This window comes from Streptomyces sp. NA04227, assembly GCF_013364195.1.
Lineage (GTDB): Bacteria > Actinomycetota > Actinomycetes > Streptomycetales > Streptomycetaceae > Streptomyces.
Genome location: NZ_CP054918.1, coordinates 5,197,855 through 5,208,735, shown reverse-complemented (window position 1 = coordinate 5,208,735; position 10,881 = coordinate 5,197,855). Strand labels below are relative to the sequence as shown.

Annotated in this window: 10 protein-coding genes; 4 read left to right on the top strand and 6 right to left on the bottom strand. The window is 72.1% G+C overall.

Annotation, left to right across the window (positions count from 1 at the left end):
• Positions 1–28: 28 nt before the first annotated feature.
• The gene (locus tag HUT18_RS22355) at positions 29–1,609 is read left to right on the top strand and encodes a DUF6519 domain-containing protein (protein WP_176102347.1); all 1,581 of its coding nucleotides are present in this window, start codon (positions 29–31) and stop codon (positions 1,607–1,609) included.
• Positions 1,602–2,534, top strand: a complete 933-nt coding sequence (locus tag HUT18_RS22350; protein WP_176102346.1) for a peptidoglycan-binding protein — start codon at positions 1,602–1,604, stop codon at positions 2,532–2,534. The genes HUT18_RS22355 and HUT18_RS22350 overlap by 8 nt, the downstream gene beginning before the upstream one ends.
• Before the next feature lie 55 nt (positions 2,535–2,589).
• Here the strand turns inward: HUT18_RS22350 and HUT18_RS22345 are convergent, their stop codons facing one another.
• Complete coding sequence (locus HUT18_RS22345) at positions 2,590–3,621, bottom strand: S66 peptidase family protein (RefSeq protein WP_176102345.1); 1,032 nt, start codon at positions 3,619–3,621, stop codon at positions 2,590–2,592.
• A 242-nt stretch (positions 3,622–3,863) separates the two neighbouring features.
• Here HUT18_RS22345 and HUT18_RS22340 point away from each other — a divergent pair, with 242 nt between their 5' ends.
• A complete protein-coding gene (locus HUT18_RS22340) occupies positions 3,864–4,457 on the top strand; it encodes a DUF1062 domain-containing protein (protein ID WP_176102344.1) in 594 nt (197 codons plus the stop codon).
• Between the two features lie 146 nt (positions 4,458–4,603).
• On the opposite strand, the gene HUT18_RS22335 is transcribed toward HUT18_RS22340, so the two are convergent.
• The 4 genes from HUT18_RS22335 to HUT18_RS22320 all read right to left on the bottom strand — a co-directional run bounded on the left by HUT18_RS22335 (position 4,604) and on the right by HUT18_RS22320 (position 8,902).
• Entirely contained in the window at positions 4,604–5,062 is a 459-nt protein-coding gene (locus tag HUT18_RS22335; protein ID WP_176102343.1) for a GNAT family N-acetyltransferase, read from the bottom strand.
• A gap of 32 nt (positions 5,063–5,094) precedes the next feature.
• A complete protein-coding gene (locus HUT18_RS22330) occupies positions 5,095–5,940 on the bottom strand; it encodes a Clp protease N-terminal domain-containing protein (protein WP_254878751.1) in 846 nt (281 codons plus the stop codon).
• Between the two features lie 221 nt (positions 5,941–6,161).
• Positions 6,162–8,108 (bottom strand): hypothetical protein, encoded by a 1,947-nt coding sequence (locus HUT18_RS22325; protein ID WP_176102342.1) that lies wholly within the window; start codon positions 8,106–8,108, stop codon positions 6,162–6,164.
• Positions 8,109–8,416: 308 nt separating this feature from the next.
• Complete coding sequence (locus HUT18_RS22320; RefSeq protein ID WP_176102341.1) at positions 8,417–8,902, bottom strand: hypothetical protein; 486 nt, start codon at positions 8,900–8,902, stop codon at positions 8,417–8,419.
• A 261-nt stretch (positions 8,903–9,163) separates the two neighbouring features.
• Here HUT18_RS22320 and HUT18_RS22315 point away from each other — a divergent pair, with 261 nt between their 5' ends.
• Complete coding sequence (locus HUT18_RS22315; RefSeq protein WP_176102340.1) at positions 9,164–9,574, top strand: hypothetical protein; 411 nt, start codon at positions 9,164–9,166, stop codon at positions 9,572–9,574.
• A gap of 400 nt (positions 9,575–9,974) precedes the next feature.
• Here the strand turns inward: HUT18_RS22315 and HUT18_RS22310 are convergent, their stop codons facing one another.
• Positions 9,975–10,835 carry a barstar family protein gene (locus HUT18_RS22310; RefSeq protein ID WP_176102339.1) on the bottom strand — a complete coding sequence of 287 codons (861 nt, stop codon included), beginning with the start codon at positions 10,833–10,835 and terminating at the stop codon, positions 9,975–9,977.
• Positions 10,836–10,881 lie beyond the last annotated feature (46 nt).

Genomic DNA, 10,881 nt, shown 5'->3' with positions numbered 1-10,881 from the left:
CACCCGCAGAATCAGGGGGACTTCCTTCATGCACGCTGACCTCTCGCGCCTGACCTTCCGGCCGGAGCGGCACTACTCCGCCGTGGTGGCCCAGCAGGGCCGGGTGCAGCTCGACGCGGACAGCAACGAGCAAACGCTGATCGACCTGGCCCGTACCCGGGCCCTGACCGCGGAACTGATCGGGCAGCACGGCGGCCCGGCGGGCAACCTCGGCTTCGCGGTGCACTTCGACGGCCAACGGGACCTGGACAGCCTGGAGATCGGCGGCGGCCGCTACTACGTGGACGGGATCGAGCTGGACTCGACCCGTCCGGCGCCCGGCGAGCCGGTGCCCGACGAGGCGGACGACGAGGACAAGGCCGCCCCGAAGGCGCCCGCGCTCTGGTCGTACTGGGACCAGCCCGACGCCTATCGCGACCCGGAGGTGCCGGGCGACCGGCTGCCCACCCGGTTCCCGTACCTGGTCTATCTGAAGGTGTGGGAGCGCCTGGTGACCGCGGCCGAGGACCCGGAGCTGCGGGAGGTGGCCCTCGGCTCGGCGATGCCGGACACGGCGGCCCGGGTGAAGGTGGTCTGGCAGGTGCTCGCCACCGGCCTGGACCGGCTCGGCATCGACGGCGAACCCAGCGCGGACCAGGTCGCGAAGGCCTTCCGCGAGTGGGCCGCGAAGCAGGAGACCCCCGCGGCGAAGGCCGCCTTCCGCGCCGAGCGCCCCGGCCACGGCGACGAGGACCCCTGCCTGGTCAAGCCGGACTCCCGCTACCGGGGCCCGGAGAACCAGCTCTACCGGGTGGAGATCCACGACGGCGGCACCACCAAGGAGGCCACCTTCAAATGGTCGCGGGAGAACGGCAGCGTCGTCTTCCCGGTGGACGAACTCGACGGCACCTGGGTGCAGTTGGCGAGCCTCGGCGGTGACGACAAGCTGGACCTGGATGTCGGCGACCGGGTCGAGTTCGTCGACAGCGCGTACACGAGCAGGCTCGAACCGCTGCCGCTGCTGCGGGTGGAGGAGCTCGACCTGCCCGGCCGCCGGGTACGGCTGTCCGACGAGCCGCAGCGCGGCATCGGCCTCCGCGCCGAGCTGAACCCGTATCTGCGGCGCTGGGACCACCGCGATGGGTACAAGAGGAGCAAGGACGGTGCGGGCGCGAAGCTGAAGCAGGGCGCGGTCGCACTCGAGGAGGGCCGCTGGCTGCACCTGGAGGACGGCGTGGAGGTCTACTTCGCCAATGGCGGCACCTACCGCACCGGCGACCACTGGATCGTGCCCGCGCGCACCGCCACCGGTTCGGTGCAGTGGCCGGTGGACATCGCGCGCAGGCCGCTGCTGCGGGCCCCGCTCGGCATCGCGACGCACCACGCGCCGCTCGCCGTGATCACCGGCGAGGGCAGCCAGCTGGACCTGCGCAGGCAGTTCGCCCCGCTGGGCGAGCCCGTGCCCGCCGCCTCCGAGGCCGAACTCGCCCTGGAGGCACAGGCCCGCGACGAGGAGCTCGCGGCGGAGGCCGGGCCCGCCCCGGGTCCGGCGAGCAGCCGTTCACAGACGACCGCCGAGGCCGAGGACGCGGCCGACAGAGGGGGCGAGAGGGGAGAGGACCATGGCTGAACCGCTGAGCGCTTCGAAGATCCTGCAGATCCTCAGGGACGAGGGCCTGAAGGTGCACGAGGTGCGCAACTGGCGCCGCCACAACCGGAACGCGAAGGGCGCCTGGGGACCGGTGCACGGGGTGATGATCCACCACACCGCGGGCAGCGAGAACCAGGTCGACCTCTGCTACGACGGCCACGCCGGCCTGCCCGGGCCGCTGTGCCACGGGGTCATCACCAAGAAGGGCGAGATCTTCATGGTGGGCCACGGCCGGGCCAACCACGCGGGCTCGGGCGACCCCGACGTCCTCGCCGCCGTCGTCGACGAGCGCAGACTGCCCGCCGACAACCAGGCGACCGTCGACGGCAACAGCCGCTTCTACGGCTTCGAGGCGATCAACCTCGGCGACGGCAAGGACCCTTGGCCCAAAGCCCAGTTGGAGGCCATCGAGAAGGTCTCCGCCGCGCTCTGCCGCGCCCACGGCTGGACGGAACGCTCCGTCATCGGCCACAAGGAGTGGCAGCCCGGCAAGGTGGACCCGCGCGGGTTCACCATGGACGGCATGCGCGGGCGGATCAAGGCCCGTCTCGCGGGCCAGGAGGGTGCGGGCGGCGACGGCGACACCTCGACCGAGCCGCCGAAGGAGCGGCCCGGCCAGGGCGGGGAACCGGGTCCGGGCCCGCGGCCCCGGCCCAAGTACGCGCCCTACCCGGGCAAGGACTTCTTCCGGGCGGGCCGCAGCCATCCGCTGATCACCATGATGGGCCACCGCCTCAACGCCGAGGGCTGCGGCCGCTACGAACACGGCCCCAGCGACGACTGGACGGACGCCGACCGCAAGTCGTACCAGGCCTGGCAGCACAAGCTCGGTTTCAAGGGCAAGGACGCCGACGGCGTTCCGGGGAAGGTGAGTTGGGACCTGCTGAAGGTGCCCAACCCCTGAGGGCCGACGGTCGCGGGCGGCCGCGGCCCCGCCGGGCCGGTGTCCGGCCCGGCGGTCAGTCCAGCGTCTGCGTCAGCTCGCCGCGGCCCTCGGCCGTGTGGACGACGCGACCGCGGGCCCCGTTGACGATCGGCATGTAGGGCGCCACGTGGCCGCACTCGACGTCGGCCAGGATCGGCACGTTCAGGGAGCCGAGCGCGTCGAGGACGGCCTCGTGCTGGGTGAGGGTGCGGCTGTCCGGCGCGCCGGTGCGGCCGACCAGGATCGCGTTCGCCCGGTCGAAGAACCCGGCGAGCCGCATGCCGTGCAGATTGCGGCAGATGACGAACGCGTTGTCCTCGCACGCCTCCACGTACACCAACAGCCCCTCCGGGGCCTCGCGTTCGGCGAAGGCGGTGGAGTCGAGGCAGCGCGTCCCGGCCAGACCGGCCAGCGTCTCGATGCAGCCGCCGATCAGCCGTCCCTCGGCCGTCACGTCGCCGCTGCCGTCGAGCCGTACCCAGGGGCCCGTGGAATCGAGCGTGTACGTACGGATCTCCGGGAACGCGGCGAAGTCGTCGTGGCCCACGGTCCGGTGACGGCCGGGCGGGGTCTGGGTGAACCGGTACCCCGGCGGCGCCGCGACGAGATCCAGCCAGGACACCAGCCCCTCGGACACCTCGTAGGGCGTGTCCATCAGGTTGTTGCCGTGCAGCGTCGCCGTGCCGGTGAGCAGGGTCAGCGGGGTGAGGAGGGTCGACACGTCGGAGTAGCCGACGAACCAGGTCGGCTCCGCCGCGGCCAGCCGTTCCCAGTCGAGCAGCGGGATCAGGTCGATCGCCAACTCGCCGCCCCAGGGCGGGATCACGGCCCGGATGGTCGGATCGGTCAGCATCTCCATCAGCTCGGCCGCACGCTCCTCGGCGGGCGCACTGACGTGCCCCGAACCGTCCATGCACGAGCCGACGACGACCTCGTAGCCGCGCGCCCGCACATCGCCGAGGGCGACGTCGAGCCGCGCACGCAGTTCGTCGGGGACGCCGCTCGACGGAGAGGTGACTCCGACGCGGTCGCCGGGGCGGAGGGGGCGGGGATAGCGAATCGACATGACGGGATTCTGGCAAGCGCGGTGCGAGGGGGACAGCGCTTTTCTGTGGGCCAGGCACGCTCCTAAAACCGGTGGCGCAGTGCCGCTGGGCGCCGTTATCGTGCTGCCCGCCCAAGTCGTCCAGGCAAGGACATGCCGTTGTACACCGTGTGAGACCTCCCGAGAGCTGATCTGTCGCGCGTCGCGCCTGTGCGCCGCGCTCCTTTTTGCTGCGGACTTCTCACTGGAACCGGTGTACTGCTGTGCTCAAGACCTGGATGGTCATGCCCACCTGCCTGCCTCTCGTTCGCCACCGCTGCCACGCGTGCGCGTCCGAGTTCTTCCGGGCGAACGGCAAATTTCGCGTCAACGCCAACCACAAGCTGCTCGACGCCTGGCTCCTCGCGCTCTGCGTCTCCTGCGGGGAAACGGCGAAGTTCACGGTCCTGGAGCGGATGAACGTACGCTCCGTACGACCTGAGCTCCTCGAGCGGATGCACGCCAACGACCTCGCCCTGGCAGCCGAGTTGCTCCAGGATCCGGTCGTACGGCGACGCAATCGCATCGCCCTCGACTGGGCGGACGCCTGGCGCCTCGACACCGGCGAACAGGATCACCTTCACCGCGAGCTGAACGGGGAGTCCGCAGCCGACGACTGGGTGACCGACGATTCCGTACTCGACGTCTCGGTCCACTTCGCGGCACGGATTCCGGTCCGGCCGGTGCGGCTGATCGCCGAAGGCTGCGGTCTGTCCCGGGCCGAGGTCGAGCGGCTGCTCACGGAGGGCAAGCTCGTCTCGGCGGTACGGCTGGGCGGCAAGGTCTCCGGCGACTTCGGCTTCCTGCTCAAGCGCTGAGCGCTGTACGGGACTTGGGGCTGTCCGGGACTTGGGGCCTGTCCGGGACTTGGGGCCTGTTCGGCGAGATCCGCCGGGCAGGTCCTGGGCCGGGCAGGTCCTGGCGCCTCTTCCGCCTCATCTGCTCGTGGCTGTCCTCGTGTTCGTCAGGCGAAGGTCTGCGCCAGGGTGATCCAGGGGACGTCGTCGCCGGGCAGTACGTACCGGTCCGTCTCCTCGAACCCGTGGGACAGCGCGAACCGGAGGCCTTCCGTGTTGGCCTCCCAGACCACGGTCTCCACCAGGCCGCCGACCGCGCGCTCCCGGGCCCGCGCCAGGCCCCGCTCGTAGAGCGCCGTGCCGATCCCCCGGCCTCGGTGCGCGGGCAGGGTCCGGGCGATCACGGTGGCCGCGTCCTCGTCGGTGGGCGAGCGCACCGTGGAACAGCCGACGAGCACGCCGTCCAGGTACGCGACCTCCAGAAGGTTACGCCCGGACCGCTCGCGCACGTCGTCGAGGGTGAGCGGCGAGGAGGGAATGATCGTGTTGTGGACGTGCCGCCAGTCCTCGGCGGCTGTTCCGCCGTCCGCCTGGGCGTCCACCTGTACGAAGCGAAGCTGGGTCACCCGCAGCAGGAAACCCTCGGCTTCGCCGCACGTCAATCGCTTTGTGCCGGGTCCGCGGCGGCGAGACCGTCCTGGCTCACGTCCTCGGCCGGTACGGCCGCGAGGCCGGCGTCGGCCGATACCGTCGCGAGACCGTCCTCGGTCGGTGCCGTCGCCAGACCGGCTTCGGTCAGTACGGTCGCGGCGACGCCCCGGTCGATCCGGACCAGGCCGAGCAACAGGTCCGCGCAGTCGATGAGTTCGCGGCCCTCGCCCTCGGCCCGCTCTTGAGCGAGCGCCATCGCCTTGCGCGAGTACGACGTCCACGCGATGCGTTCGGCGGCCTGCGAGGCCCCCGTACTCAGCCGGGCGGCGACGGCGCGGTGCACCTCCTCGGGCGCCATACCCGCGTCGCGCAGCCAGCGGGTGGCGCCGTTGTCCTGTGCGGCGGCGGTCAGCCCCCACAACAGGTGCTCCGTTCCTATGTAGTTGTTCCAGTGCTGCACGACGGCCCGCTTCACCTCGGCCATCGCCGTACGCAGTTCCTCGGTCAACCGCTCGGCCGGGTACCGCTTGTGGGGCGCGTGGAACCGCTGCTGCACCGCCTGCCGGGTCACGCCGAGCGCGGTGCCGATGTCGGTCCAGGTGCGGTCGTGCATCCGGCAGTGCTCGACGGAGTCCTCGACCAAGTCGTCGGCGAGAGTCTGGAGTTGGCCGGAGATCCGGGCCCGGACGGTGAGCAGCGCCAGCCAGTCGGGCTGTTCCCGGCCGCTGTCGGGAACGTGCGCGGCCCGACACGTCCTGTCGACTTCCGCTATGAGTTCGTCCAGATCGGGAAGCGCCAGGAGGCAAGTACGCCTTGACAGTTGAGGAGCGTCAAGGCGTACTTGCGTTCTCACTCCGGCGGCATCCGGGGCCCGCCGCTCAGCGACAACCGGCTTCCTCTCAGCGACATCCGGTCCGCTCCACTCGGCGACATCCGGTCCGCTCCACTCAGGGACATCCGGTCCGCCCGGCGGAGGGGGCCGGGCGGACCGAATCACACGGGTGGAATCACCCAGGTGGAATCACGCGGGGGAATCACGCGGGGGAATCACGCGGGTGGAACCCTCGTGCGGGCTCAGATCCCCGCGACGTAGCCGGGGGTGAGCGAGGCGCCGAGGTCCTGGACGCCGTTCGCCGCGTTGCCCGCGAGGGACTGTCCGTCCGTGGTGACACCGCCCGTCAGGCCCTCGGCCAGCGGCCTGACCTCGGCGCCGGTGCCCGCCGCGAACGGCTGGACGTCCTCGCCGACACCCTGCGCGAGCGTTGTCGCACCGGTACCCACACCGGTGGCCAGCGGCGCCACCTGCTCGGTCACCGTCTCCACCACCGGACGCACCTGACCGTTCACCAGCTCGGTGGCGAACGGCGCCACATCACCGGCGACCAGGTTCTGCGCCAGCGGCGGCACATCGGCGACCACGCCGCCCACGACGGGCTGCACCTCGTCGGTGACGCCGCCCACCAGGACCGTCGCGTCCTGCACGGCCTGACCGGCGACCGGCACCACACCCTGCACCGCGGTCGCGGCCACCGGCGGCAGTACGGACTCGGCGGTCTCGTCGACGACCGGGGTCACCAGGGACCCGGCACCCGCGACCTGCCCGGGCGCACCCTGCACGGCACCGTCCAGACGGGCCTGCGCCTGGCTCACACCGCCCTGCACCGCGCCCGGCAGCCGTACGGCCTCCGGGGCGGCGGGCACGCCCGACTGCGCCTGGCTCAGGGCGCGTTCGAGCTCCGGCGCGAACGCCGACAGCGGCCCGAACAGGTAGTCCACGGACTCCTGCGGAGCACCCACGGACGGCACCGCGTCCGGCACCTGCGCCACGTCGACCGGCAGCGCCCCCACCCCGTTCTCCGGGATCTGGACCCCGCCCGCCTGAGGCACGAGCGAGTCGACGGCACCCAGCGAACCGACGGACCCGAGAGCGTCCTGCGCCTGCGGAGCCACCGAGTCGACCGTGTACCGCACCTGCGGCGCGACACCGCCAACGGCGCCCTCGACCTGGGGAGCCAGACCACCGAGGGTGTACTGAGCCTGCGGAGCGAGACCCTCAACGGTGCTCTGAGCCTGCGGGGCAAGGGAGTCGACCGTGCCCTGAACCTGCGGGGCGACCGATCCCAGGTCGCCGTCCAGGCCCGGCGTGCCGGGCAGCGCGGTGTCGTACCCGGGCAGCGTCCCCTCCACGTACTGGCGGACCTGCTCGGCCTGGTACTGCGCCAGACCGGTCACGCCGTTCAGGCTGTTCAGGGCGTCGATGCCGCCGAGGCCGTCGAGGCCGTCGAGGCCGTCGAGGCCGTCCAGGGCCGGGGCCTGCGGAAGTTGGCCGGTTCCGGGGAGCTGACCGGTTCCGGGGAGCTGGGCGCCGGGGAGTTGGGCCTCGGGGAGCTGACCGGTCTGCGGGAGCTGACCGGTCTGGGGCAGCTGGGCCTCGGGGAGTTGGGCGCCCTGAGGGAGCTGTCCGAGCTGGGCCAGGGCGTCGCCCGCCTGCGGGAGCTGGCCGGTCTGCGGAAGGTACTGGTCGACCTGCGGAAGGGTCTCGCCCACCTGCGGCAGGCCCTGGTCCACCTGCGGAAGCGTGCCGTCGGCCTGCGGGAGGCCGGGGTTCGCGCCGAGGTCGGCCAGGGCGCCCCCGGCCTGCGCGGTGCCGGACTCGGCCTGGGCGCGTACCTTGCCGACGGTCGAGTGGGCCGTACCCACTGCCTGACCGGCGTCCCCGGCCTTGACCGAGTCGGCCGTCTTGCGGACCTCGTCCACGGTGCGGGACGTCTTGCCCGTGTCCTTCGTGGCCGTGTCCGTCAGCGCGTCGGTGGCCTTGGCGGTCTTGGTCGCCTTCGTGGCGTTGTCCACGACGTCGGTGGCGGCCCCGGCGTCCGGAACGTCGACGCCGTCGACCGGACGGTCCGGCAACGAGAGGGAGTGCGCGGGCAGTTCGTCCGCGCTGGCCACCGCGGAGCCGAGGGCCCAGGCCCCGGTCACGCCCGCGGCGATGACGATGGAACGGCGGATGTTCTTGTGCATGCTGTCGTCAGATCCTTCGGAATGTCCGAGGGTGCGTCCCTCGGCGGCCCGTTCGGGGCCATTGGCATCCGTCCGGTGGGATGGTGAGTCGGCTGCGGGGCGGCGCATGTGTACGTCTGTACGTACGTCGCAGACGTACGGGGTGGGGGTGCGTGTACGGGCCGCGAACGCGTGCGTGGGTGTGTACGCGAACGTGCCGTACGGGGCACTGCTCACCCGTACCGCGCTGCCCCGGCAACCTGTTCCGGACGGCGGGCAGACCTGTCCCGCCCCCGCGCGTCAGGTCTTGAGCGGGGAGAAGGGCTGCCCTAGCCGGGGAATTCGAGGATGTCGCGGTGCCGGTCGCGAACGGGCCCGCCCTGCTCCGGAGCGAGCGCGCCCCGCGTCAGAGCGGCGGTCGCACCACCGGAGAACAACGCACAGCCCGTCTGTGCGTCCGCCTGCCGCGCCGAGCCCGCCTCGGTGGTGGCCGAGACGAGCGGGCCACCGGGCAACCCGCCGCTCCGGAAGGGTCCGGACGCGGGAGCCGGGGTGTTCGGCCGGGAAGCCGCGTGGGCGGCGGGCGCCACGGCAGCCGCCGCACGAGAGTCCGTGACGGTGGGGAACGTCGTCCCGTCCGCCCCGGTGCGCTCGTCGCGCTGCTCGGGTTCGGCTCCGGGGCGCGGCGCCCCGGGAGACGTGGTGTCCGCGGGACCGCTCCCGTCGGACGGCGGCGCACCACCGGGCAGGCCGGGCCAGTCGGGCAGGCCACCAGGAAGTACGGGCAGGCCCGGGACCGCCGGAAGGTCGTCCACTGCCTGCTCCAAGGGCAGCCCGGGATCCCGGGACAACGCCTGAGTGAGGGGCAGTTCGGAAGCGGCGGAGAGTGTCTGGTCGAGCAGTTCGTGCGGGGTCGGAAGTGGCGCGGGCGCCTGTGGTGATGCTTGTGCGGGTTTCTGCACCGGCTGCTGTACGGGCTGCGGCGCTGGCTTCTGCGTTGGCTGCTGTGTTGGCTTGGCTGCCGGTGCCGGTGCTGCGGTTGCCGTCGCGGTTGTGGCCGAAGCCTTCGCCACTGCTTGAGCAGAGTCAGCGGAGTCAGCGGTGGCGGCGGAAACGGGCTCCGCCCGGTGCCGGTTGTCCGGGACACCGGGCACCGCAGCATCGCCGTTCCCGGCGCCGTCGCTCGCGGCGTTCCCGCCCTCGCCTTGCTCTTCCTGCCCGTCGCGCGCTTCTTGCGCTTCTTCCTGGACTTGTTCGGCCTGCTCGGCTTGCTCGCTGTCCGGAGCGGCAGCCTTCGCGCCTGGCTTGTCGTCCGTGGGCACGGCCGGGGAGACGAGGGACGTCAACGTCTGCCGGACGTCGGCCCGTTCGGCGTCGTGGGCACTGTGGGCGTCGTCGGCCGCACTCTGCCCCTGCCCCTGTTCCTGAGCCTGAGCCTGTACGCCGCCGCAGATCACGCCGAAGGCCCAGAGGGCACCGGCGAGTAGGACCACCTGAAGCACACGTCCCCCGGCCGTCGTGCGCAGTACGCGCCCGGCGGCTCCGAGAGGAGCGGGTATCAGGTTCACAAGCTGGACTTGTCCTTCGTGCGACGGCGCGTACTCGGGCGTGCCAGGACCCCGGGCTCCGAGGTACGCCACGCTCGGTGAAGGCACAGGCCTGCGAGAGCGCAGACCGGCATCCGACGGCGGCGCGCGGCGCGGGAGCGGCAGAGAAGGGAACGTGTCCCTCCGGCTGCCCGGCAGTGATCCTCGCACGCCCCGGGAAGGGTTGCGCAAGCCCCGTGGCGGTGATGCGTCGGCATGCGTGAAATGCGCGCTCTCCGCTGGTTCACCGCCCCACGCCCGGCTAAGTGCCGTTCCGGACCCGGCCGTTCCGCCTACGCCCCTACCTCAACTCGACCTCGATCCCGTGCTCCCCGAAGATCTCCAGAAGAACGTCGAAGAGTGTGGAGGGTGCTTTGCCTTGCGAGTCCCGGGCGTCGTCCCGGGCGTCGATGCGACCGTCGATGCGCTCGCGCAACCGCGACTTCGCGACCCCGGAGTTGAGCCACCGCAGCGTGAACGGCGGGGCGGCACCCCACCGGCCCCTGAGGCAGTCGTCCAGGGCGGACAGATTCCAGCCGAAGTAGCCGCCGGGTCCGTTGACCGCCTCGCCGAGCGCGCAGTAGAAGCTGTCCTCGTCGACCACCTGCGTGCCGTCCAGTACGTACACCTGCCCGGGAGGCGCGTCCTCCGGGCTCTCACGGTGCCGGTACGTACGGGAGGTCAGCGCCACCGACAGCCAGGCCAGGCGCCCCTTCGGCCCGAAGGAGCGCCACATGCCGGGCCGGTCCAGCCGTCCGTGCCGGATCAGGTCCCACAGCTCACCGGACCGCGGCAGCGCGCTCGCGCACCACAGGCTCACCGTCAGATCCAGCAGGCCGTCCCCGTACCGCGAGGGTCCGGCCGCGGTCACGGTCACGTCGTTCACGAAGTACGACCCCATGCCGAGGCCCTCCGTGTCCAGCAGAGCGAAGTCCGCGTTCCCCGCCTCGGCACAGCGTCCACCGAGGTGACCGGCGCTCCTCGCCAGAGCGCCACTCGGCGCGCAGCCCAGCAGTTGGACCGTCCGGAGTCCCCCGCCCCCCACCGGCGTGAACAGTCCCCTGGCCTGAAGCGCCGTGCCCCAGCTCTCGTCCGGGTCCTCGTCGCTGCTGAGGACGCACTGCGGCGCCGCCGCGCTCCCCGCATGTCCTGCACTGCCCAACTGGCCTGCTCCCCCGGTGTGTTGACGTAGCCCCCGGCCCCCGCTC

What these genes read in the sequence shown, in the direction of transcription:
- HUT18_RS22355 (WP_176102347.1), top strand. Translation starts at nt 29, where the DNA reads ATGCACGCTGACCTCTCGCGCCTGACCTTCCGGCCGGAGCGGCACTAC.
- HUT18_RS22350 (WP_176102346.1), top strand. Translation starts at nt 1,602, where the DNA reads ATGGCTGAACCGCTGAGCGCTTCGAAGATCCTGCAGATCCTCAGGGAC.
- HUT18_RS22345 (WP_176102345.1), bottom strand. Translation starts at nt 3,621, where the DNA reads ATGTCGATTCGCTATCCCCGCCCCCTCCGCCCCGGCGACCGCGTCGGA.
- HUT18_RS22325 (WP_176102342.1), bottom strand. Translation starts at nt 8,108, where the DNA reads ATGCACAAGAACATCCGCCGTTCCATCGTCATCGCCGCGGGCGTGACC.